General features: G+C 41.8%; 19 protein-coding genes. 15 read left to right on the top strand and 4 right to left on the bottom strand.

Annotated elements, in window-relative coordinates; all coding sequences use genetic code 11:
* Positions 1-37 precede the first annotated feature (37 nt).
* The 3 genes from FMM05_RS08270 to FMM05_RS08260 all read right to left on the bottom strand — a co-directional run bounded on the left by FMM05_RS08270 (position 38) and on the right by FMM05_RS08260 (position 5667).
* On the bottom strand, positions 38-2017 hold the full coding sequence (locus FMM05_RS08270; RefSeq protein ID WP_185965533.1) for a T9SS type A sorting domain-containing protein: 1980 nt from the start codon (positions 2015-2017) through the stop codon (positions 38-40).
* 134 nt (positions 2018-2151) lie between these two features.
* Complete coding sequence (locus FMM05_RS08265) at positions 2152-4293, bottom strand: TonB-dependent receptor (protein ID WP_143372869.1); 2142 nt, start codon at positions 4291-4293, stop codon at positions 2152-2154.
* 99 nt (positions 4294-4392) lie between these two features.
* On the bottom strand, positions 4393-5667 hold the full coding sequence (locus tag FMM05_RS08260) for a PQQ-dependent sugar dehydrogenase (RefSeq protein ID WP_143372868.1): 1275 nt from the start codon (positions 5665-5667) through the stop codon (positions 4393-4395).
* Between the two features lie 186 nt (positions 5668-5853).
* On the opposite strand from FMM05_RS08260, the gene FMM05_RS21160 reads away from it, so the two are divergent.
* The 3 genes from FMM05_RS21160 to FMM05_RS08250 are packed head-to-tail and all read left to right on the top strand — an operon-like array spanning position 5854 to position 8267.
* Positions 5854-6384 (top strand): phosphoribosyltransferase, encoded by a 531-nt coding sequence (locus tag FMM05_RS21160; protein ID WP_235894383.1) that lies wholly within the window; start codon positions 5854-5856, stop codon positions 6382-6384.
* A gap of 18 nt (positions 6385-6402) precedes the next feature.
* Positions 6403-6978 (top strand): adenylate kinase, encoded by a 576-nt coding sequence (locus FMM05_RS21155; protein WP_235894382.1) that lies wholly within the window; start codon positions 6403-6405, stop codon positions 6976-6978.
* Positions 6979-6989: 11 nt separating this feature from the next.
* Positions 6990-8267, top strand: a complete 1278-nt coding sequence (locus FMM05_RS08250) for a hemolysin family protein (RefSeq protein ID WP_143372867.1) — start codon at positions 6990-6992, stop codon at positions 8265-8267.
* 204 nt (positions 8268-8471) lie between these two features.
* On the opposite strand, the gene gldA is transcribed toward FMM05_RS08250, so the two are convergent.
* Positions 8472-9377 carry a gliding motility-associated ABC transporter ATP-binding subunit GldA gene (gldA, locus tag FMM05_RS08245; RefSeq protein WP_143372866.1) on the bottom strand — a complete coding sequence of 302 codons (906 nt, stop codon included), beginning with the start codon at positions 9375-9377 and terminating at the stop codon, positions 8472-8474.
* Positions 9378-9464: 87 nt separating this feature from the next.
* On the opposite strand from gldA, the gene FMM05_RS08240 reads away from it, so the two are divergent.
* The 12 genes from FMM05_RS08240 (at position 9465) to FMM05_RS08185 (ending at position 23848) form a co-directional block, all read left to right on the top strand.
* Positions 9465-9851, top strand: coding sequence for a lipocalin family protein (locus FMM05_RS08240; RefSeq protein ID WP_143372865.1), 387 nt, complete (start codon positions 9465-9467; stop codon positions 9849-9851).
* A gap of 274 nt (positions 9852-10125) precedes the next feature.
* Positions 10126-10953, top strand: a complete 828-nt coding sequence (locus FMM05_RS08235) for a prephenate dehydratase (protein ID WP_143372864.1) — start codon at positions 10126-10128, stop codon at positions 10951-10953.
* Positions 10950-12098: a pyridoxal phosphate-dependent aminotransferase gene (locus FMM05_RS08230; RefSeq protein WP_143372863.1), complete on the top strand. Its 1149-nt coding sequence runs from the start codon at positions 10950-10952 to the stop codon at positions 12096-12098. Before FMM05_RS08235 ends, FMM05_RS08230 begins: the two co-directional genes overlap by 4 nt.
* A gap of 72 nt (positions 12099-12170) precedes the next feature.
* Positions 12171-13019, top strand: a complete 849-nt coding sequence (locus FMM05_RS08225) for a prephenate dehydrogenase (protein ID WP_143372862.1) — start codon at positions 12171-12173, stop codon at positions 13017-13019.
* A 45-nt stretch (positions 13020-13064) separates the two neighbouring features.
* Complete coding sequence (locus tag FMM05_RS08220) at positions 13065-14150, top strand: bifunctional 3-deoxy-7-phosphoheptulonate synthase/chorismate mutase type II (protein WP_143372861.1); 1086 nt, start codon at positions 13065-13067, stop codon at positions 14148-14150.
* 47 nt (positions 14151-14197) lie between these two features.
* A complete protein-coding gene (rsgA, locus tag FMM05_RS08215) occupies positions 14198-15169 on the top strand; it encodes a ribosome small subunit-dependent GTPase A (RefSeq protein ID WP_143372860.1) in 972 nt (323 codons plus the stop codon).
* Positions 15169-15621, top strand: a complete 453-nt coding sequence (gene dtd / locus FMM05_RS08210; RefSeq protein ID WP_143372859.1) for a D-aminoacyl-tRNA deacylase — start codon at positions 15169-15171, stop codon at positions 15619-15621. Before rsgA ends, dtd begins: the two co-directional genes overlap by 1 nt.
* 54 nt (positions 15622-15675) lie before the next feature.
* On the top strand, positions 15676-17571 hold the full coding sequence (locus FMM05_RS08205) for a DUF3857 domain-containing protein (protein ID WP_143372858.1): 1896 nt from the start codon (positions 15676-15678) through the stop codon (positions 17569-17571).
* 2 nt (positions 17572-17573) lie between these two features.
* Complete coding sequence (locus tag FMM05_RS08200; RefSeq protein WP_143372857.1) at positions 17574-19529, top strand: DUF3858 domain-containing protein; 1956 nt, start codon at positions 17574-17576, stop codon at positions 19527-19529.
* 5 nt (positions 19530-19534) lie between these two features.
* The gene (locus FMM05_RS08195; protein WP_143372856.1) at positions 19535-21490 is read left to right on the top strand and encodes a transglutaminase domain-containing protein; all 1956 of its coding nucleotides are present in this window, start codon (positions 19535-19537) and stop codon (positions 21488-21490) included.
* Positions 21491-21516: 26 nt separating this feature from the next.
* The gene (locus tag FMM05_RS08190; protein WP_143372855.1) at positions 21517-23520 is read left to right on the top strand and encodes a DUF3857 domain-containing protein; all 2004 of its coding nucleotides are present in this window, start codon (positions 21517-21519) and stop codon (positions 23518-23520) included.
* A gap of 1 nt (position 23521) precedes the next feature.
* Entirely contained in the window at positions 23522-23848 is a 327-nt protein-coding gene (locus tag FMM05_RS08185) for a nucleotide pyrophosphohydrolase (RefSeq protein ID WP_143372854.1), read from the top strand.
* Positions 23849-23925: the final 77 nt, after the last annotated feature.

Here is a 23925-nt window from a genome sequence, read left to right as displayed (position 1 = left end):
ACATAAGCCCCGTTCCTTTCAATTAACTCAACACTACTTAGTTTTTAATGAACATTTTGGTAGCCTGTGCCTGGCCGCCGTTCAGTTTTATAATGTATGTTCCGGCTGCAAGGCCTGAAATATTTATAGCTGATGCAGAGGTGTTTACACTGCCGCTCATTAGGTTTTTACCGGTAACATCAAAAATGGTGTACTCGTTTAAAAGAGAGCTTTGCGGCAATTGCAGGTTAAGTGTGCTGCTTGCCGGGTTAGGGTAAATAACAAAAGCATCCTGAGCCGATGGGTCGTTTACGCCTGCTGTACATTCTGGGTTCCATGAAACTACAAGAGGGCTAACTAATGTGCTGCTTGTAGCGTTAGGGCAAACTGCGGGCGCTGCAACCACATAATACGATCCCGGTTCTGTAATTACGTACGTTCCTTCGTTAGCGCCTTCAATAGCTTCACCATCCCTATACCACTGTATGCTGCTGTCGTAAGGGCTGTTTAGTGTATTGGTAATAAAATCGCCTGGGCAAATAAGATATGAGAACGTTTCATTATCAGGTACTACACCTTCGCTAAATTCTGACCCAAAAGTTAATGAAGCCCAGTTGTGGCTGTCTATCTGTATGGTGTTAGACTCGTATGTTTCACCATCCTGGGTAACTACTACTTTTAGTAAAGCCTGATCGTAAGTAAACCAGTCATACGTAAACGTAGCCGATGTTGCGCCTTCAATAGCAACAAATTCATCATCGGTAAACCAGTATTTGTAATACCATTGATAGGTTTCGTAGGTTTGGCCGTTGGTAATTTCAGCAGTACCATTGGTGTACGGACAAAGCATAACGTCGCCTGCAATTACCGGTGCACCTGTTTGTGGAGAGCAGTTTGTATTGTTAATTACAGTAATAGGTAAAGTGGTGCTAACACTGTTAGGGCAAAAGCCCGGTGCTGCAGTAGCGTGGTAAATACCCGGCTCTGTAATAACAAAAACTGGGCTTGTTGCGCCTTCTATAGCAACGCCATCTTTAAACCATTGTACTATTGTGTACGGAGAATCGATAGTATTAATTATTTCGCCACCTTCGCAAAGCAGGTAACCCTGGTCAGGGTCAAAAGTAACGGCATCATTGGCTTCATGCATAACGCTAAGCGATCCCCACACGTACTGGTCTATAAATAATACGTTAGACTCGTATGTTTCGCCATCAAGTGTAACAACAACTTTTATGCTTGATAACGTATAATTGTAAGCATCATAGGTAAATGAAGCTGCTGTTTCACCTTCCTGCAATGTATATTCTTCATCGCCATAAAATTTTACATACCACTGGTAGGTATCGTAAATAACACCGTTTGCAATAGCAGCTGTACCATCGGTATATTCACATAGCATGGTATCGCCTTCTATAACAGGGGTATTGTCTGCCGGTAAGCAATCAGGGTTAAGTGCTACAGTTATAGGGAGTGTGTTACTGGTGCTTGCCGGGCAAAAGCCTGGTGCGGCGACAGCATGATACGTTCCCGGTGTTGTAATTACATAAACATTGCTCGTAGCGCCCGCTATGGCAACGCCATCCTTAAACCATTGCACACTGGTATACGGGCTGCCAATGGTATTGGTAATTGCACCACCTTCGCAAAGTAAATAACCTCCGTTGCCATCCTCACTAACATTATCGTTAGTTGAATGCATAACGGTTAATCCTACCCATGCATAACTGTCTATCTGTATGCTGTTAGACTCATAGGTTTGTGCGCCCTGAGTTACAACCACTTTTAATAAAGCCTGATCATAAGTATACCAGTCGTATGTAAATGATGAAGATGTAGCTCCTTCGATGGCTTCATATTCGTCATCTAAAAACCAGTACTTATAATACCACTGGTAGGTGGTGTAGGTGGTAGATCCGGTAATTGTTGCCGTGCCGTTTGTATAAGGGCAAAGCAAAATGTCTCCCGTAATTGTTGGAGCCTGAGCAAAAGCAAAGGATGCAACAAACAGCAGGCATGTAAGTAAAAAGTTTCTCATAGCGTTTTGTTTTAATTTTAATTTCTGAATTGGGCAGAGTAAACTGCCAAAGGATAAAATTAATCTTATAAACCAACGCATATCTATATTACATAGTGATAAAGCGTGACGGGGAGCGTGACATTTTGTGACAGTTAAAAGCTGTACCCTAACGATATGTTGCCGTAATAGTTAACGGGCAGCCCCGGGTAATAATAACGTGGCGGTGAGCCATTTACGCCAGTTGCATTAACCAATACCATAGAGGCGTAATGAGTATCGGTCGCGTTATTTATACCTGCCGAAAGGTTTGCAGCCATGCCTTTAAACAGGTCAAACTGCCACCCTGCTTTTGCGTTAAGCAGATTATAGCTGTGGGCGTAGGCCGAGTTAGCATCGTTAAGCGGAATATCGTCCACGTAATAATAATCGGCACTAAGGTACAAACCGTAGGGTGCCTGTAAAGTTATGCCTGCATTAATTTTGCTTGAAGGAACACCTGTTAAATCGTTACCGCTGTAATCAATATCGTTATTTACAAATTCTTTAAACTCATATTGCCCGATGGATGCCCCCACATAAGGCTGCAGGTTAAAATTGCCCAGATCCCACTTGTAATTAACAGAGGCTTCAATGCCCTGGTGAAGCGTTTCACCCGCGTTAACACCAATGTATTGATCGTCGCCCACGCGCTGCGCTACCAATAGGTCTTTTATTTGCATGCGGTAAAGAGAGATGCCTATAAACATCTTTTCGTCGCGGCTGTAAAATTTGCCGCCTACCTCAAAATTGTAGCCGTTCTCAGGTTTTATATTGGGGTTGATGGTACCGTTGGTAGTAAGGGTTTCTTCGATAGAGGGTAAGGAGAACCCACGGCTTACCGACGCATACAATGTGCTTAATTTAGAAGGTTTGTATAGCAAAGATAACTGGGGCGACCAAATGGCATCATAACTGTATTTTTCTGATGAGGTGCTTTCGGCAGGGAAAGTGTTATCAAGTGTAAATGTGGTTTTGTTGTAGTTAACCCCGGCCTGAACCTCCCACTTTTTTGCAAGCGGCAGCCTGAGCTGTGCAAAGGCATTGATAAAATCACGGTCCTGATCGCTGCCGGTTAAACGATTACCCTGTAACGTGCCATTGCCGTTGTTTTGCTGGTACAAATTCTCGTAAGTGCCGCCGGTAAAGCCATCTTTAAAATACTCCATACCCGTAATAAACTGTGCTTTTGATTTTAGAAATTTAAAGTCGCCAAAAAACTGGGTACGTGCGCCATAAGCGGTATTGTCCTGTGTTAGGATGTCAAAAGGGCGTGGTTCGTAGTTTTCTTTGGTATTTACAAAAACAGATGTACTGTTCTTTAACCAGGTTGCCGCCTGCCAGTCGTACGCCAGGCCGCCCATCCAGGCTTTATATTGCTCGTAACCTTTAGCTGCGGCCCACGTTGGGGCTGCTGCGCGCGGATTGGTGTCAAAACTTGTTTTGCTGACCGAACTGGGTATATAGGCTTTTAAGTACGTGTAATTTCCAAAGTAGGTTAGCTTGCTTTTTTCTTTCCTGAACAGTTCTCCCGCAAGGGTAACGCCTTCACGGTTGTAAGCGCTGTTATCGCGGTAACCATCGGTTTCCAGTTTATGGTAGCTAAGGTTAAGGCTGCCTATTTTGCTGTTATGGCTATACCTGACAGTATTCTTAGCCAGTCCAAAAGAACCTATAGTAGTGTTTACCGATGCAAGATTGTTTTGCCACCTTAATTGTTTTGGTGTAATGAGTATTGCACCGCCCAACCCAGCACCGTAAACGCTGGATAACGGCCCTTTGATGATCTCGGTACTCTCAATTATATTCAGGTCGATATCCTCTATAGTGGTTTCGCTATCGCCCGAGGTAAGGGGAATGCTACCGTAAAATGCACGTATCTTATTAGTGCCATAGGGTGTACGTGCCCCGATACCGCGGATTGAAATACGGTTGGTATTAATACCACCGCTCTGCATCAGCACGCCCGGTACAGTGTTTAGTATGGTGGAAATGTCTGAGTTGTTGTTGCGCTGCATATCGGCAGCGGTAAGCACACTTATGGATGCCGGGGCATTGAGCAGGCTGTCGTTAATATGGTAACTGCTTATGGTTACGCCTTCGAGATAAGTAAGGTTTATAGATGTGATTTTTCCCGATAGCAGAGAGACGAAAGAAGGTCTCTGAATTGTATCAGACTTAAGCTTGGGTATAGTATCCTGTGCAAAACCCTGTAGTGATAGTAAAAGCAACAGGGCAGCGAGTAATTTTTTAGGCATTTGAGGAATGTTTTTGGAATTGCCAAATTAAGAAAAATCCTGCAGCCTTAAATTAAAGGTGCAGGATTAAAAAAATAATTAAAAGCAAGATGAAATGTATTATTTAGTAGCGGTAACTTTCCATAAGGTGTTTCCGCTGTCGTCGTTTACTATAAGAGAACCGTCGTTCATTACGGTAACATCAACCGGGCGGCCAAATACTTTAGCTTTCTCCTCATCAGATATAAACCCGGTTAAGAAATCCTGTGGCGGGCCACTTGGCTTGCCATCCTTAAACGGAATAAAAATTACTTTATAACCGCTTAGTTTAGAGCGGTTCCACGAGCCGTGCTGCCCAGCAAAAATTCCGTTTTTATACTGAGCCGGAAAAGCATCTTTGGTATAAAATGTCATTCCTAAAGTTGCCGTGTGAGATCCCACCGGTACATCAGGCACTAAGGCTTTAGCCACTAATTCTTTACCCTGCCCTTTTAGGCGCGGGTCTTCAATTTGTCCGTAGTATGAATAGGGCCATCCATAAAAGCCACCATCCTTAACACTGGTAACATAATCGGGTACTAACTCATCGCCAAGTTCGTCACGCTCGTTAACTGCCGTCCATAACTCTTTGTTTGCAGGGTTCCAGTCAACACCCACAGGGTTACGCAGGCCGCTGGCATAAATGCGTTCGCCGGTACCATCGGGGTTAACCTCCAGTATGTCGGCACGGCGGGCCTCATTACCCATACCGTGTTCGGCAACATTACTACCAGATCCTACAGTTATATATATTTTAGAGCCATCGGCATTGGCTATAAGGTTACGCGTCCAGTGGTTGTTGTAGCCGCCCGCGGGCAATTCTACAATTTTACGGGCTTTGCCCTGTAGTTTCATGTCGCCTTCTTTATAAGGATATTTATACAGCCCATCGGTATTGGCAACATAAAAGCTGTTTTTAAGGATAAGCATACCGTAGGGCTGGTTAAGCTTTTCGGCAAAAACGGCGCGGGTTTCAAACGTACCGTCTTTATCCTTGTCGCGTAAAATCGTTATTTGGTCGGCACTGCTGTCAGTATTGCTTTCTGCAACAAAAATATCGCCGTTAGGGGCTATGTAAGTATTGCGCGGATTTTTAAGGCCTGTTGCAAGCTTAGTAACCGTAAAACCTGCGGGTGCTTTAGGTGTAGCGCCCTCGGGCCAGTCTACAATATCGCTGAATTTTTTAACCGACTCTGACACAAATGGAGCAGCAAGCGTCAGGTCGCCAATGGCGGTTTTAACTGTGGTACTGCCTTCGGCCTTAGCAGCCTCTTTTTCATTTTTAGTTATCTTTTCCTGGCATGCCGTAAGCATTGCCATACTTAATAGTGCAACTGCAATGGGGGTATTTTTCATAGCGGTAATTGGTGAAATTGTAATTCTATCCGAATTTACTTATTTCTCACGGCTTTAGTTTATTAACACCCTGAATATTAAAAAACATTTAACATTGATAAAATTATTACAAAATAAACCCACATGTATAAGCTGCTGTTAGCGTTTTAGTATATTTGCAACTTATATCTAAACCATACATAGGTAGTGATACAGCTTCACGATAAGCAATTTGTGCCATTTATTACTGCTGCCGAGATTGATGCAGCACTGTTGCGCATGGCAAAACAGACAGAGGCCGACCTAACCGGAGAGGTGCCCGTATTTATAGGGGTGCTTAACGGATCTTTTATGGTGGTGGCCGATTTTGCCAAACATTACACCGGCCCCTGCGAAGTGAGCTTTGTAAAAATGGCATCATACGAGGGTACCGAAAGCACAGGCAGCGTTAAGGAACTCATTGGCTTAAGCCAGAACCTTGAGGGCAGGAGCGTGGTGGTTATAGAAGATATTGTAGATACCGGGCATACCATTGAGGCCCTTAAAAAGATATTTGAGGTACATAAGGTAAAGCAGCTTAAAATTGCCACCCTTTTCTTTAAGCCGCTGGCGTATACTAAGGATATTGCCTTAGATTACATAGGCTTTGAGATACCCGATAAGTTTATAGTGGGTTATGGGCTGGATTATAATGGGCTGGGCCGCAATTTGCCGCAGGTGTATCAGTTAAAAGAATAAAAATCAATTATATTAAAAATGATCAATATTGTACTTTTTGGAAAACCGGGCGCAGGTAAAGGCACCCAGGCCGAATTTTTAAGAACAAAATACAACCTTACCCATATTTCTACCGGAGACATTTTTAGGTTTAACATTAAAAATGAAACCCCGCTTGGCAAAGAAGCCAAATCGTTTATAGATAAAGGCGAGCTGGTGCCCGATGCACTTACTATTAAGATGCTTCAGGACGAGGTAGAGAAACATGCCGGTACAGCAGGTTTTTTGTTTGACGGCTTTCCGCGTACTGTTGCACAGGCCGATGAGCTGGATGCGTTTATAATTTCTAAAGGTTGGGAAATAACAGCTACCATAGGCCTTGAGGCTAATGATGATATATTAGTAGCACGCCTTTTAGAGCGCGGCAAAACCAGCGGCCGTGCCGACGACCAGGACGAAGCCCTTATACGTAACCGCTACCAGGAATATAACGAAAAAACTGCCCCTCTTATAGAATATTACAAGAAGCAGGAAAAGTATTATTCTGTAGACGGTATTGGATCTATTGCGGAAATAACCGAAAGGTTAAGCCTGGTAATAGACAAGCTTAACTAAAACCGCACCCATTGGAAATAGCCATAATATTTTTTCTTATATTACTTAATGGGGTGTTCTCTATGAGTGAGATCGCTTTGATCTCTGCCCGAAAGAGTCGCCTTGAAACCGCTGCCAAAAAAGGCAACGCCAGTGCACAAACGGCATTGGACCTGGCCAATGCGCCAAACAAATTTTTAAGTACGGTACAAATAGGCATTACGCTTATTGGTATCTTAACGGGTATCTATTCCGGCGATAAGGTTACCGATGATGTAAAGGTTTTTGTAGAAGGTTTCCCTGTACTGAAGCCCTATGCCGATAATATATCGGTAGGTATTGTGGTGGTTATATTAACATTTTTCTCGCTTGTGTTAGGAGAATTACTGCCTAAAAGGATAGGCCTGAATTACCCTGAGGCTATTGCTAAAGCGGTAGCCCTGCCCATGAAGTTTATCTCTATAATAACAGCGCCGTTTATATGGCTCCTTACATCGAGTACTGATTTTCTTTTAAGGATCTTCCGCATCCGCCCTACGGCAGACGGAAAGGTAACAGAGGAAGAAATCAAGGCCATTATTAAAGAGGGTACCGAAGGGGGAGAGGTTCAGGAAATTGAGCACGATATTATGGAACGCGTTTTTCATATTGGCGACCGTAAGGTTAACTCACTGATGACGCACCGTAAATCGGTTACCTACCTTTCTACCGATTTTAATAAAGACCGCATAAGGGAAACCATGCTTGAAGAGCTGCACTCGGTTTACCCGGTATGCGAGGGCAACAGCCTGGACGATGTTATTGGCGTAGTACTTTTAAAAGACATTTTTGCTAATTACGAAAAAGAGAACTTTAGCCTTAAAGACATTAATATAGAGCCGGTTTACCTTATAGAGCATACAAGTGCTTATAAAGCACTGGAAATTTTCAAAAAAACCAAAGTGCATTATGCCTTGGTTACCGATGAGTATGGTGTTTTCCAGGGGATAATTACTCTTAACGATATTCTGGAAGCCCTTGTGGGCGATGCATCTGATTTTTATGATGATGAGTTCCAACTCGTGGCCCAGGATGATGGTACTTGGATGGTAGACGGGCATTACCCGCTACACGATTTTCTTACCTATTTTGACCTTGATGAGCTTACCACCGATTATGAGGTTACAACCGTTAGCGGGCTAATAATGACCGAGCTTAGCTATATACCTAAAGTAGGCGAAAAGCTTGCATGGCATCTTTTTGAACTGGAAGTGGTTGCTATGGATGGTGTTAAGATTGACAAGGTAAGGGTTAAGAGTATTAAGGAGTAAGTTAGTGTTCAGTGACAGTTTACAGCTCCAAAGAACAAATATCGAAAACGCCGGAATATTCCGGCGTTTTGTTATTTTTAATGCAGATATTACCCACAATTATCCTCATGCTCCTCGGTAGGGATATCATTTTCAGGGTTATCATTATCCTCTTTATCTTTATCAAATTCATCTTTCCACCAGGGTAACGCACCTCCGCACATATTATTTCTTTTTAGTCATTTCCCTAAATACGGTTTCAAGGTTTTTGCTCTTAAGGGTAAGTTGTAGGGTTTTAAGTCCGTTATCATGGGCAAAATCAAACAGGGTAGGGCGCATATCTTTTTCAGATACAAACGTTAGCTCCCAAACGTTGCCGCGGGTATTTTTAATAGCTGCTATATCCGGTAGGGTTTGTAATAAAACTTCGGCAACAGCGTTATCAAATTCCACTTCAATAACCTGGTCTTGTTTGGTATCCTTAACAAGGTTTTTAAGTTTCTTGTCGGTAACAATTTTTCCGTGGTTAATAATAATAACACGGTCGCAAATAGCTTCTACCTCCTGCATAATATGCGTAGAAAGAAATACCGTTTTGTCTCTACCAATGTTTTTAATCAGGTCGCGAATTTCCACCAGCTGGTTAGGGTCAAGCCCGGTTGTGGGTTCATCTAATATAAGCACTTCAGGGTCGTGCAGCAATGCAGAGGCTAACCCAACACGCTGGCGGTACCCTTTAGAGAGTGCACCAATTTTTTTATGGGCTTCGGGCGAAAGCCCTGTAAGCTGTATAACCTCTTCTATACGGTCTTTTTTAACCTTATACACATCTGCATTAAAGGCAAGGTATTCGCGCACATACAGGTCTAAATAAAGCGGGTTATGTTCCGGCAGGTAACCTACCGATTTTTGTACGGCCTTTTGCTGTGCATTGACATCGTTGCCATTAACAAGGGCTTCGCCGGTATCAGCATTAATATAGGTGGTAAGAATTTTCATAAGGGTAGATTTACCGGCACCGTTAGGCCCTAGGAAACCCACAATTTCGCCCCTGTTTATAGAAAATGAAACAGCATCGAGCGCTTTTTGCTCGCCATAACTTTTAGAAATATCCTTAACCTCAATAGACATAGTAACTTATTTTAAGCAAAAATACTAAGAAATTATAATGTTGCGGCAGTTGGTGGTAATTTATATATTCGCTGCAAAATTATAAACATGAAAAAGATAAACGCAAAAGCGCTGGTTTTATTGGTAATGATGCTGTGTTTAACGGCCTGTTCATCTGACGACGATGCCGTTGCACCGATATTGCAGGATTACAAACAACTGATATTAGGTAAATGGTTTATTAAGGGTGGAACTATAAACGGTGGTGCCTTTCAAAACTATGTGCACGATTGCCCATCCAATAGGGATTACCAGGAATTTTTTGCTGATGGAGATATTAAATTTGTGGGCTACAATACAGATTGCGAGGCTAATGACACCCAAACCGATATGTGGTTTGTTGAGGGAGAAACATTAAATATAACATCATTTGACCCGATAGTAGCCGATATGGCCTACACGATTGTTACCCTTAATGAAAACGAACTTGTTTAAAACTTACTGCTAACATGCCCGATGATGTGCAAACCCAGGTATCATATTTTACAAGAGATTAATTTTTTTTACTTTTTTGTTTGGGCAATTAAAAAATTTCCTACTTTAGCCAAATAGCAATACACAACATGAACACGACAGTATTTTTTAACACCTATTTTTATTTCTTCTGGAACGAGGACAGGGGTTGTATTGTTGTATAAGAACTTAAAAAGAAATTAAAACAATAGATATAATCCCGATGTAAATCGGGATTTTTTTTTGCCTAAAACGTATGGAGACAAAAATTGCAATACAGGGAATTAAAGGGTCGTTTCACCATCAGGTAGCGGGAGAGTATTTTGGTGCCGATGTTACACTGGAAGAGTGCATGTCTTTCCCTATACTGGTACAAAGCCTGGTGCAAAACCGCACCGGGTTGGGCATTATGGCGCTGGAGAATAGTATTGCGGGGTCTATTATCCCTAATTACGCTTTGATAGACCATAACAACCTGCACATAATAGGCGAGCATATTTTAAACATCAACATGAACCTTATGGCGCTGGAGGGGCAAATGGTAGAAGATATTAAAGAGATACACTCGCACCCTATGGCATTGTTGCAGTGCAGCGAATTCTTTGCAAAATATCCGCATATAAAACTGGTAGAAAGCGCCGATACTGCCGAAAGTGCAAGGCTTATCCGTGAGGGCAACCTTAAAGGGATAGCTGCAGTGGGCAGCCCCATTGCCGCACAAATGTTTGGGTTGAGTATACTGGCGGCAGGCATCCATAATATAAAAAATAACCAGACGCGCTTTGTGATTATCAAGACACAAAACAAGGCCATACCTAAAGATGAGATTAATAAGGCATCAATCAAATTTGAGTTGGATGATACGCCCGGCAGCCTGGCAACGGTGCTTAATGTAATGAACAACTGCAAGCTGAACCTGACTAAGATACAGAGTATGCCCATTGCCGAGACACCATTTAAATATTCTTTTTTTGTGGATGTTACTTTTGAAAAGTACAAGCATTATGAAAAAGCGAAAGCAATAATAGAATTAATGACCACCCATTTTAAAGTATTGGGCGAATATAAAAAAGTACAAGCATGATAGTACCTGCAAAACGACTGGACGACGTAAAAGAATACTACTTTTCGGGTAAGTTACGTGAAGTGCGCCAAATGATAGCCGATGGCAAGAAAGTAATCAATATGGGTATTGGCAGCCCTGATTTACCACCATCGCAGGCAGTGATAGCTGCTATTAGCAATGCTATGACTGATGCCAAGGCGCACGAATACCAAAGCTACCAGGGCCTGCCCGAACTGCGCGAAGCTATTGCTGTATTTTACAGTAGCCACTTTGGTGTAAGCCTTAACCCGGTTAACGAAATTTTACCCTTAATGGGCAGTAAAGAAGGTATTATGCATATAAGCATGGCCTTTTTAAACGAGGGCGACAAGGTGCTTATTCCTAATCCGGGGTATCCAACGTATACATCGGCAACCAAGCTTGTAGGAGCAGAGCCTGTGTTTTATAACCTTTCTGAAACCAATAATTGGGAACCTGATTTTGAGGCGTTAGAAGCTCAGGATCTGTCAGCAGTAAAGATAATGTGGGTCAACTACCCGCACATGCCTACGGGCGCTAAAGGCAGCAGGGCAATGTTCGAAAAACTGGTTGCCTTTGCTACAAAACATAATATACTGTTGGTTAATGATAACCCTTATAGCTTTGTGCTGAATGATGATGCACAGTTGTCGCTTTTCCAGATTGAAGGCGCTAAAGAAGTAGCACTGGAACTTAATTCGCTTAGCAAAACCTTTAATATGGCGGGCTGGCGTGTAGGTATGGTTATGGGTAATACCCAACTGATTGATGCCGTACTAAAAGTAAAAAGCAATATGGATAGCGGTATGTTTTACGGTATACAAAAGGGTGCCGTTGCTGCGCTTGATAGCGGTCCGGAATGGTTTACCGAACTGAATAAAGTATATGCCCGCCGCCGCAACCTTATTTTTAAACTGGCTGATTTATTAGGCTGCACATATGATAGAAATACGGCAGGACTGTTTGTGTGGGCTAAATTACCTGCAGGGATAGAGAATGCTGAGGCTTATGTAGACACGATTTTATACGGCAAACATATCTTCCTTACTCCGGGTACGGTGTTTGGCACAGCGGGCGAAGGTTACATACGCTTTTCACTGTGCGCGGATGAAGCAATAATAGCGGAGGCAATTAATCGGTTTTAAAAGTAGCAAAGTTACAAAGTAGCAAAGTGGCAAAGTCCGACAACTAACAACCGGCAACTGACAACAAAAAACATGAAAGTATACATAATAGGATTAGGATTAATTGGTGGTTCGTTAGCGCTGGATATAAAAAAGGCATACCCTGAGGCTGTTATTTGTGGTATAGATGCCAACGAAAAGCACGTTGAGGAAGCTTTGCTGCTTGGTATCATACAGCATGCTGCGGTTTTAGAAGACCTTAAAGATGCCGACTGGGTGGTTGTTGCAGTGCCCGTAAATACGTTATCCGAAATATTGCCGCAGGTGTTGGATCATATAAACGATACTACTATAGTAATCGATGCCGGTTCTACCAAAGTTGCCATTTGCAAATCGGTAGAAAATCATCTGCGAAGGCGTAATTTTATCGCAACGCACCCCATTGCGGGTACCGAGTTTTCGGGGCCGTCGGCAGCAATACACGGGTTGTTTAACGGTAAGACCAACATTATTTGCGAGGTAGAGAAAACAGCCTTTAAGCTTCAGGAAAAAGCGTTAGAACTGTTTAAAGCTTTAGGGATGCGCATCAGGTATATGGATCCCGTTTCGCACGATACACACATTGCCTATGTATCGCACCTGTCGCACATTAGTTCGTTCATGCTGGGTAAAACGGTTATCGAAAAAGAAAAAGACGAACGCGACATTTTTGATATGGCCGGCAGTGGTTTTGCCAGTACGGTAAGGCTTGCCAAGAGTTCGCCCACTACATGGGCATCTATATTTAAAGAAAATAAAAGCAATGTAAGCCAGGCATTGCAGCAGTACATAGCCAACTTGCAGCATTTTCAGCAATTGCTGGAAAACGATGATTACGAGGGGATGTTTGAAGAAATGGAAAATACCAACAGGATTAAAAATATACTTAACGGCATAGGTTAAAAGATAATAAACGAAAGACGATAGATAATACAAAAAGAAGAAGTTATGGAAAATAGTACAGCACTCCGTACCTGGTTAGATGCTTTTAAGTTAGACCACCCCTTGGTAATAGCCGGCCCATGCAGCGCCGAGACCGAAGACCAGGTTTTAAAAATAGCACATGAGCTTAAAGACAGCGATGTTAGCATTTACCGCGCCGGTATCTGGAAACCGCGTACCCGCCCGGGTGGGTTTGAGGGTGTTGGCGCCATAGGCCTAAAATGGCTGCAAAAAGCTAAAGCCGAAACCGGCCTGTTAATGGCTACAGAGGTGGCCAATGCTACCCATGTTAAACTGGCGTTAGAGCACGATATAGACGTATTGTGGATAGGAGCACGTACCACTGTAAACCCATTTGCGGTTCAAGAAATTGCCGATGCGTTGCAGGGCACTGATAAAATTGTACTGGTTAAAAACCCGGTAAACCCTGATTTAGCCCTTTGGATAGGCGGGGTAGAGCGTTTATACAATGCGGGCATCAAAAAACTGGGGGTAATTCACCGTGGGTTTAGTTCGTACGAAAAAACCAAATACCGTAACATCCCGGTTTGGCAGCTGGCTATTGAGTTGCAGAATAAATTCCCCGACCTGCCCCTTATTTGCGACCCGAGCCATATTACGGGACGAAGGGACATGATCCAGGAAGTGAGCCAGCAGGCACTTGACCTTAATTATGACGGACTTATTATTGAAACGCATACCGATCCTGATAATGCATGGAGCGATGCCGCCCAACAGGTTACGCCAATTGTGCTTAAAAAGATTTTTGAAGACCTTCGTGTTCGTGAAGAAACCGGAGCTACAGCCGATTATGATAAAAGGATGGCAGGCTTTAGGGTGCACATTGATGACTATGACAATAAACTGATAGACATATTAGGCAAGCGTATGGAAGTTGCCGGGCAAATAGGTGCGCTTAAGAAAGAGTTTAATGTGGCCGTTTTGCAAAACAGGCGCTGGAACGAGATATTGGATAAGATGACAGCTCAGGGAGCAGAAAAAGGCCTTGGTGCCGATTTTATAGTAGATATTTTTAAGGCAATTCACCAGGAAAGTATCAGCCACCAGGAAAAGATCATAAATAATAAGTAAGCTAATTTGCTGCCTCATACATTAATTAATCTGCTTATCTTTGCGGTATGACAGGATTGGTGTATAAATCTACAGGAAGCTGGTATACCGTTAAAACGGAGGAAGGCACTACATACGAATGCCGTATAAAGGGTAAATTGCGCATAAAGGGCATTAAAAGTACCAATCCGGTTGCGGTGGGCGATGTTGTTGATTTCGACCTGGAAGAAACAACCGATACCGTAACCGGAATTATTACCAATATACACGAGCGCGAAAATTATATTGTTCGTAAATCGGTTAACCTGTCTAAGCAAATGCACATTATTGCCAGTAATATAGACAAGCTTTTTTTACTGGTTACTATAAACAATCCGCCTACCACTACAAGCTTTATCGACAGATTTTTGGTAACGGCAGAGGCCTATGGCATTACAGCTATTATTGTATTTAATAAAATAGATACGTTTGATGAAGCAATGAAGGACGAGCAATTGTTTCTTCAGTTTATCTATCAGCGCATAGGCTATCAATGTTTAAGGGTATCATCTGAAACGCTTGCTGGTATTGATGAGCTTAAAGCCGAAATGAAGGATAATGTGAGCATGTTCTCCGGCCATTCGGGTGTGGGTAAAAGCACGTTGGTAAATACCATCCAGCCGGAATTTAACCTCAAAACAAAAAAAATATCGGCACAGCACAGCCAGGGGCAGCATACTACAACTTTTGCCGAGATGTTTGACCTTGATTTTGGAGCTAAAATTATAGATACACCCGGTATTCGTGGTTTTGGAATGGTGGATATGGAAAAGGCCGAAATTGGGCATTATTTTCCTGAGTTCTTTGCTATTAAAGACCAATGTAAATACCACAATTGCCTTCATAAAGATGAGCCGCATTGCGCCATTAAAGCCGCTTTAGATACCGATGAAATTGCCTGGTCACGTTACCGCTCTTATCTCCAAATGCTGGAAGGCGAAGACGAGCATTACCGTACCGATATTTATGCAGATGGCCGAAACCCTGATCTTGAGGAATAATGAAGGCTGTACTACAACGTGTAACCGAAGCATCGGTAACTATAGACGGGCAAAAAGTAGCTGCTATTAATGGCGGGCTTTTAATACTGATAGGTATAGAAGATGCCGATACTCCCGAAGATATTAACTGGCTTAGGGCTAAGATTGCAAAGCTCAGGATTTTTGGCGATGCCGATGGGGTTATGAATCTCTCAGTTCAGGAAACCGGTGGTGATATTATTGTGGTAAGTCAATTCACACTCCACGCACTTACTAAAAAAGGCAATCGCCCATCATACATTAAAGCTGCACGGCCGGAAGTTGCCATACCTCTCTATGAGGCATTTATAAAACAAATGGAAATAGAAGTAGGAAAAAAAATACAAACGGGACAATTTGGTGCTGATATGAAAGTGGCCCTTTTAAACGATGGCCCTGTTACCATAATAATTGATACTAAAAACAAGGAATAAAATTTTGACATCTAATTAAATGGACTATTTTTGACCGAAAATAGAAAATTTAACATGTTTTTAAGATTCTCCCTCTTATTGCTGTTTTTTTGCGCACCACTGGCGGCCCAGGAAAATTTATCTTTCCTTACTATTAGCGATGCGCTAAAGGAAAATGCCAATGCAGTCATCCGGTTAGACCAAACCGATATTACCATTACGGCACGAAACTCTATGACTATAAAAAAGGCCCGTACAGTAACCATACTTAATGAGTTGGGTATGCGCTATATGGATGCATCTGAATACTATAGTAAAAACACTACCATAAAAAATGTAGAGGTTTTGGTGTATGATGCTCAGGGACAGCAGATAAAAAAGATAAAGCGGAAAGAATTTAAAGACCAGTCGCTTTCAGAAGGGTCGGAGATTTTAGATGGCAGGATGCTATATCTTGATTATACACCCGTGCAATACCCCTTCACAATAGTATATACCAGCGAGGTGCAAACATCTAATACCGCATTTATACCGCAGTGGTCGCCTTTAGATGGCGCTTATGCCAGTACGCAAAAATCGGTTATTAACATTACCTATCCTGCGGCGCTGGGCTTTAAATATAAAGACTATAATTTTGGCGAAGTAACGCTAAATAAATCGGCTACAGCTAATATTCTTAGCCTTAGTGCCGAAAATGTTACCGCAGTACGGTATGAAGAATATTCACCATCGTTATTAAAAGTGCGTCCGCATGTACTTTTTGGGTTAGAGAAATTTCATTTAGAGGGGGTAGATGGCGAAGCTTCGAGCTGGGAAGCCCTTGGCGCATGGATGAGCAATACCCTGCTGGCCGGTACCGATGAATTGCCTATAGAAACCCAAAATAAAATTAAGGCGTTGGTAGGCAATGAGACTGACGATCTTAAAAAAGCAAAAATTGTATACAAATACGTTCAGGGAAAAACACGCTACATAAGCATACAACTTGGTATAGGCGGCTGGAAACCTATGCTGGCTAAAGATGTAGACCGCCTGGGCTACGGCGATTGTAAAGCATTGAGCAACTATACCCGCGCGTTGCTAAAGGTAGTGGGTGTAAACTCTTATTACACGGTTATTTATGGCGACAGGAACAGGCGCGACATCCGCGAAGATTTTGTGAGCATGCAGGGCAACCACATTGTACTTGCCATACCCTATAAAGGCGACCTCGTGTGGCTGGAATGCACCAGCCAGACAATGCCGTTTGGTTTTCAGGGCGATTTTACCGATAACCGCATGGCGCTTATTGTAAAAGATGGTAAGGGCCAAATGGTGCGTACCCATGTATACGAGGGTAAGGGCAATACCCAGATAATAACTGGCGACTACAATATTACCGATAATGGCGCTATTGCAGGCGCGCTAAAAATAGTATCTAAAGGGTTGCAATACGACGATAAATTTAGTGTCGAAAACCGATCGGCAGATGATCGCGATAAAATTTATAAAGACCGTTTTAAAAATATAAACAACCTTAAGTTTAAGAAAACCAACCTAACTAACGACAGCGACACCCAACAATTTACCGAAGACCTTGCCATAGAGGCAGAGGGCTATTGCAACAAAAGCGGTAACAGGGTAATGTTTGCGGTTAATGCCTTTAACCAGTCGTTTACAATTCCGCAACGGTACCGAAGCCGTAAACTGCCGTTTGAGATATCTACCGGTTTTTACGACCATGATGAAATAACCATTAACCTGCCCGAAGGTTTTACTATAGAAGCCAGGCCGGAAAATGTAACCCTTACTGATAAATTTGGCGAGTATAAAACCGAATACGAAATGGTTGCACCTACAAAAATGCTTTACAAACGCACCCTTACCATTAACGAGGGGTACTACGCCAGCAATGAATATGAAAACTACAGGCTTTTTAGGGAAAACATTGCCAGAAATGACAATGCTAAAGTGGTATTGGTAAAAAAATGAGCATGAAGCATTGCGCCACCTTTACTGTTTTATTGCTAATAACAATTAGCGCGTATTCGCAGGATAATGGGGCAGTTGTTCCTCCTATCCCTGCGGTAAGTATTGCAGATCTGGAAGAGAGAATTTACGCTGAAGACAGTTCGGCGCAGGCAGCCTATTTGTATATAAGGGGCAAAACCTACTATGAAAACAAAGGGACTTATTTATGGGATATGGTTACCGAAGTTTATAAGCGTATTAAGATATATAAAAAAGACGGTTTTGATTATGCGGATGCCTCCATTAGGTATTATTCCGGGAATAGCAGGGGTACAGGATTTTTTAAGGAAGTAGCAACCTACAACCTTGTTAATGGTGTTATAGAAAAGACACCTCTTACAAGCGACGGTGAGTTTTCCAGCCATCCCCGCGATAATTATACTGAAAAGAAAATAAAACTTCCTAATGTAAAAGAAGGCAGCATTGTAGAATATAAGTATGAGATACGAACGCCACATGTTGGGCTTCGCGATTGGTATTTTCAGTACGATATACCGGTTAAAGATGTTCGCTATGATGTTTCGGTACCTGTCTATTTTTCCTATAATCCTTATATAATAGGTTACGTGCCTGTGGAGGTTGCTCCGCAAAAATTGCTTTTTAATAACGCCAATAAATCTACCGATAAGTATTATACTTATAGTGCTAAAAAAGTAAAAGCCTTTAAGGATGAAGCTTATGTAAGTAATAAAAAAAACTATATAAGCACACTTTCTCACCAGCTTACCGCAATGTATAGCGAGGGTGTTGTTGCAAAGGAATTTACTTTAGACTGGAAAAAAATTGCTAAATCGATATACGAAGACGATCGATTTGGTTTTGAACTTCGCCGCACATCATACTATAATAATGAGATCAATCCTTTGATCGGGCCGCTCACGACGGATATCGAAAAAATGAATGAAATATTCACCTATGTTCAAAACAGGATGAAATGGGATGAGTATGGGGGCTATTATTGTCGTGATGGAGTTAAAAAAGCATACGATATTAGAAAGGGTAATGCAGCAGAGATCAATTTAATGTTGGTTTCTATGCTTAGGCATGCCAATCTTGATGCGTCGCCTGTTTTGGTAAGCACGCGTTCTAATGGTGTTCCGTTCTTCCCTACAGATAGCTCATATGATTACGTTATTGCGGCGGTAAAAACAGGAGGGAAAACTATTTTGCTGGATGCTACAAGTAAATTTAGCCAACCTGATATTTTGCCTTTGAGAGCATTAAACTGGGAGGGTATGCTTATAAAAAAAGACGGAAGTAGTGAAATAGCCGATCTTACGCCTAAGTTAGTTTCAAGAGAAAATTACAGCGTGGTGGCAGAAGTAGCAACTGATGGCATTTTTAAAGGAAAGGCAAAAGTGCAGTACGTTAACCATTCTGCTTACGTATACAGGGAGGTATTGGCGGTAGTTAGCAGCGATAAGTATGTTGAAGCTTTTGAAGAGGAAAAAAATGGTATTACTATAAACGCGCACAAGATCAATAATCTTAATGATGTTAGTAAGCCTCTGATTGAAGAGTATGATTTTTCCCATACTATGGTTTCGGACGTTATCGGAGATAAAATATATTTTAGCCCTTTGCTATATTTTAGCGTAAAGGAAAATTTGTTTAAGCAGGAAACGCGTGAGTATCCCGTAGATTTTACCTATCCCAAACAGGAAAAATATATGTTTTTTATTAAGATTCCTTCAGGCTATAAGGTTGAGTTTTTACCCAAAGCCTTAACTATTACTATGGAAGAAAACATTGGCAGTTTCATGTACAATTTAAAACAGGAAGGAAACACAATTCAGCTGGTTGCAACTTTAGACATCAACCACCACACGGTTATGCCGGAGTATTACCAGACACTAAAGGATTTTTTTCAAAAAATGATAGAAAAACAAAATGAAAAAGTTATCCTGACGCGGATATAATGATTATGAAAAATCAATTACATACTAAAACTTCATTGCTTATCACGGCGTTATTTTTTATAGGCTGGACAGCAATGGCCCAGGAGTTTAAGCTGGGCAAGGTTACTAAAGAAGAATTGCAGGAAAAAGTGCATCCTACAGATACATCTGCCGCTGCGGCCATATTACACAAAAGGGGCAAGACCTATTTTGTAATTTCCGATGGTTATTTCGAGATGGTTAACGAGGTAGAGATGCGCATAAAAATCTATAAAAAAGAAGGCTACAAGTACGCTACTGATAAAGTAACCTATTATAGTGGCGGTAAAACCCTTAAAGTATATTTTACAGATGCCTACACCTATAACCTGGTAGGTGGTACTATAGAGAAGACCAAGCTTAAAAGCGAAGGCGAGTTTGTAGAAAAAGTAAATGCCGAAGTTACAAGGGAAAGCATTACTATGCCCAATGTAAAAGAGGGCAGTGTTATTGAGTATAAGTACGTGCTTAAAACGCCGTATTTTATGAAGTTTAGCGATTATTATTTTCAGTATGATATTCCGGTTAACAGCGTAACATACGAAACTACTGTGCCGGCTTATTTTGACTACAAGCGCTACCTTTCGGGCTATGTGAAAATTGATATCCCCGAGCAAAAAGTGCGTGGTAATACTTACGGTTATAATGAGGTAATAACCAATTATTCAGCAAAAAATGTACCTGCCTTAAAAGACGAGGCCCACGTAAATAATATTGATAATTATACATCGATATTAAAATACGAATTGGGAACCTACACAATGCAGGATGGTACCAAGAAAAAATACTCGTTAGACTGGCAGTCTATGGCTAAAAAGGTGTACGAAATGGAATTGTTTGGCGACCAGCTAAAGCAAACCGAATATTTTGAAGCCGACCTTAAAAACGTTTTAACGCCCGGCATGACACCCGAGGCCAAAATGGCTGCAATTTTAAGTTACGTGCAAAACCGCATGACCTGGAACGAGAAAAAGGACTATGTATGCGACAAAGGTATAAAGAAGGCGTATGCCGCTAAAACAGGCAATGCAGCCGAAATTAACCTTATGCTTACTGCTATGCTGCGCAGCGCGGGCCTAAATGCCGATCCTGTTTTAATAAGCACACGGTCTAACGGGGTATCATTATTTCCCTCGTTAACGGCCTACAATTATGTGGTAGCAGGTGTTTATTACAACGAGAGTTTTGTATTGTTAGATGCTACCAGTAAATATACCCTGCCCAATCAGTTGCCTGTACGGGCGCTAAACTGGTTGGGCCGACTTATTAAGCCTAATGGCAATACGGCTGAGATTGACCTGGTGCCTAAGGTAGTTTCTAAAGAAATTGTTTTTCTTACGTCAGAACTGGGTAAGGATGGTAAATTAACCGGTAAGATACGCGACCAGTATTTTGATCTTTATGGTTATTCTTTCAGGGAAAATAATAGTGGATCGACCACAGATACCAATGTAGAAAAACTTGAGAAGCAATTTCCCGGTATGGTGGTTGGTGATTACAAAATACTTAACGATGATGATTTGAGCAAGCCTGTTGCCGAAGAATTTACATTTACCCATGCTGCAGTGGCAGATATCATTGGCGATAAAATGTATATTAACCCTTTGCTGTTTTTTGCAAAGCGCGTAAACCCGTTTAATCAGGAAAAAAGAGAATACCCTATAGATTTTGTGTACCCTACCCAGGATAAATTTATGATAACCATAAAATTGCCGGAGGGTTACACGGTAGAGTCGGTTCCGGCGCCATTGTCTTTAGCTATGGAGCAGGGGCTTGGTACCTTTAAGTACAACGTTGTGGTGCAAAACGGGCAAATGCAGCTTACATCAATATTTGATGTTAATGTGCCGCACATAGAGCCGGAGTTTTACAATACCCTTAAAGACTTTTACCGCAAAATGATAGAGAAACAAAACGAAAAAATAGTGCTTAAACGCATATAACAATCACCACCAAACAAATACCAAACATGAAATTAATCAATGTGCTATTATTGCTTGTAATTACAGGCTTTAGCGCCCAGGCTCAAAAATATGAACTTGGCGAAGTAACCAAAGAAGAGCTTGAAGAAAAAAAGCACGCAACAGACCCTTCGGCACCGGCTGCTATACTTTTTAGCAAAGGGGAGTCGTATATGGCTTTTGCCGAAAACAAAGGTTTTAGCCTTGTTACAGAGGTACAGGTTAAGATAAAAATATATACAAAAGAGGGGTACGACTGGGCTAACAAGGCTGTGATGTACTACTATTCTGAAAACGAAAGAGAAAGCGTAGATGTTTCTAAGGCGGCTACGTATAACCTTGAAGGCGGCGCTATAAAAAAGACAAAGCTTAAAAGCGAAGGCGAGTTTACAGAGCAGGTTAACAAATACTGGAAACGTAGAAAAATAACCATGCCGGATGTTAAAGAGGGCAGTATTGTAGAGTATAAATACACCATAACATCGCCGTTTATACACGTAATGCCCGACTGGAAATTTCAGGAAAGCATCCCGGTAAGCCACTCAGAATTTACAACCAGGATACCGGAGTATTTTGTTTTTAACACTAACTTTAGAGGGTATTATGCGCCCAAGGTTACTAAAAAGTCGGCCAGCAGGTCGCTTAATTTTACCGAGAAAACAAGGCAGGATAACCGCCCTACAGAAATAACCAACAGTAAAATTGATTATGTAGAGGAGGCCATTACTTATACGCTGGATAAGCTTCCGGGTATGAAAAACGAAAAATACACAAGTAATGTAGACAATTATACGGCAAGTGTAGAACATGAAATTAGCCTTACCCGTTACCCGCAGGAACCGGTTAAAACCTTTTCAAGCAGTTGGGAAGACGTGGCAAAAACCATTTACAAAAACGAAGAATTTGGATCTGAATTAAAAAGGACAGGCTATTTTGAAGACGACCTTAAGGCGCTGCTTGCAGGTGTTACTTCTCCGCAGGACAAAACAGCTACGATTTTTAATTACGTTAAGAGCCGCATGAACTGGAATGAGTACTATGGTTACTATTGCCAGGACGGTATTAAAAAAGCCTATACTACAAAAGTGGGCAACGTGGCAGAGATTAACCTTATGCTTACCGCCATGCTTAGGTATGCCGGGCTTGATGCTAACCCGGTATTGGTAAGCACACGTTCTAACAAAATTGCACTTTTCCCTAACAGGTCGGCATTTAACTATGTTATTGCCGCGGTGGTAATAGATAATAAAATGGTTTTGCTGGATGCAACATCAAAATCGGCGGTGCCAAACATCCTGCCTACAAGGGCGCTAAACTGGATGGGCAGGCTTATAAAAGATGATGGCAGCAGTATGGCGATAGACCTTATGCCGCAAAGTCTTTCTAAAGAGGTGGTAAACCTTATGGTGAACCTGGATAAAGAGGGTAAAATATCGGGCAAGGCACGCGACCAGTATTTTGACCAGAACGCTTTTACATTTAGAGAGCAATTTCTTTGTGTTAGTAAAGAAAGCTACCTTGAGCAGTTAGAAGGGCGCCATAAAGGCCTTGAAATAGCCGAATATAAGGTAACCAATGATAAAGACCTTTCTAAACCGGTGGTTGAAGAATATGATTTTAAGCACAATGCCGTTACTGATATTATAGGTGATAAAATGTACATAAACCCGATGCTTTTCCTTACCACGGCCGAAAATCCGTTTAAGCAGGAAAAAAGGGAATACCCGGTAGATTTTGTATACCCGCACCAGGATAAATACATGATTAATATTGCCCTGCCGGAGGGATATGTAATAGAATCGTTACCAACATCTATTGCGCTTAGCATGGAAGAAAATATGGGAAGCTTTAAATATAACATAGCAAGCAGTAACCCTAAGCAGGTGCAAATATCGGCAGTTATGGATATTAATTATGCTACCGTTCCGCAGGATTACTATCCAACATTAAAAGATTTCTTTCAGAAAGTTATCGAAAAGCAAAACGAAAAGATAGTACTTAAAAAACAATAGTATGAACATACAAAATGCACAGTTAGATGTAGATAGCTGGATTAAAGAGCACGGTGTGCGTTACTTTAACGAACTTACCAATATGGCCCAGCTTACCGAAGAGGTAGGCGAGGTTGCCCGTATTATTGCCCGCCGCTATGGCGAGCAAAGCGAAAAAGAGAGCGACAAGAATAAAGACCTGGGCGAAGAACTTGCCGATGTGGTTTTTGTGGTGCTTTGCCTGGCCAACCAAACAGGGGTTAATTTACAGGAGGCTTTTGATAAAAAAATGGACTTAAAGTCTAAACGCGACCACGACCGCCACCATAATAACGAAAAGCTAAAGTAATTTTAGTATTTTTGTTGTAGTACCATACTATGCCTTGTCCGTTAAAAGACAAGGCATACTTTTATAAGGCAACCGCC

The organism is Flavobacterium zepuense (genome assembly GCF_007097145.1).
In the GTDB taxonomy this organism is placed as follows: domain Bacteria; phylum Bacteroidota; class Bacteroidia; order Flavobacteriales; family Flavobacteriaceae; genus Flavobacterium; species Flavobacterium zepuense.
Note: the sequence above shows the minus strand (reverse complement) of the source record. Positions and strands in the feature narration are given on the sequence as shown.

Excerpts from the sequence above, each read along its gene's own strand:
- FMM05_RS08270 (WP_185965533.1), bottom strand. The coding sequence starts at position 2,017 with ATGAGAAACTTTTTACTTACATGCCTGCTGTTTGTTGCATCCTTTGCT.
- dtd (WP_143372859.1), top strand. The coding sequence starts at position 15,169 with ATGAAGGCTGTACTACAACGTGTAACCGAAGCATCGGTAACTATAGAC.
- FMM05_RS08265 (WP_143372869.1), bottom strand. The coding sequence starts at position 4,293 with ATGCCTAAAAAATTACTCGCTGCCCTGTTGCTTTTACTATCACTACAG.
- FMM05_RS08230 (WP_143372863.1), top strand. The coding sequence starts at position 10,950 with ATGATAGTACCTGCAAAACGACTGGACGACGTAAAAGAATACTACTTT.
- FMM05_RS08185 (WP_143372854.1), top strand. The coding sequence starts at position 23,522 with ATGAACATACAAAATGCACAGTTAGATGTAGATAGCTGGATTAAAGAG.
- FMM05_RS08235 (WP_143372864.1), top strand. The coding sequence starts at position 10,126 with ATGGAGACAAAAATTGCAATACAGGGAATTAAAGGGTCGTTTCACCAT.
- FMM05_RS08190 (WP_143372855.1), top strand. The coding sequence starts at position 21,517 with ATGAAATTAATCAATGTGCTATTATTGCTTGTAATTACAGGCTTTAGC.
- FMM05_RS08205 (WP_143372858.1), top strand. The coding sequence starts at position 15,676 with ATGTTTTTAAGATTCTCCCTCTTATTGCTGTTTTTTTGCGCACCACTG.
- FMM05_RS21155 (WP_235894382.1), top strand. The coding sequence starts at position 6,403 with ATGATCAATATTGTACTTTTTGGAAAACCGGGCGCAGGTAAAGGCACC.
- FMM05_RS08225 (WP_143372862.1), top strand. The coding sequence starts at position 12,171 with ATGAAAGTATACATAATAGGATTAGGATTAATTGGTGGTTCGTTAGCG.
- FMM05_RS08220 (WP_143372861.1), top strand. The coding sequence starts at position 13,065 with ATGGAAAATAGTACAGCACTCCGTACCTGGTTAGATGCTTTTAAGTTA.
- FMM05_RS08260 (WP_143372868.1), bottom strand. The coding sequence starts at position 5,667 with ATGAAAAATACCCCCATTGCAGTTGCACTATTAAGTATGGCAATGCTT.
- FMM05_RS08200 (WP_143372857.1), top strand. The coding sequence starts at position 17,574 with ATGAAGCATTGCGCCACCTTTACTGTTTTATTGCTAATAACAATTAGC.
- FMM05_RS08240 (WP_143372865.1), top strand. The coding sequence starts at position 9,465 with ATGAAAAAGATAAACGCAAAAGCGCTGGTTTTATTGGTAATGATGCTG.
- gldA (WP_143372866.1), bottom strand. The coding sequence starts at position 9,377 with ATGTCTATTGAGGTTAAGGATATTTCTAAAAGTTATGGCGAGCAAAAA.
- FMM05_RS08195 (WP_143372856.1), top strand. The coding sequence starts at position 19,535 with ATGAAAAATCAATTACATACTAAAACTTCATTGCTTATCACGGCGTTA.
- rsgA (WP_143372860.1), top strand. The coding sequence starts at position 14,198 with ATGACAGGATTGGTGTATAAATCTACAGGAAGCTGGTATACCGTTAAA.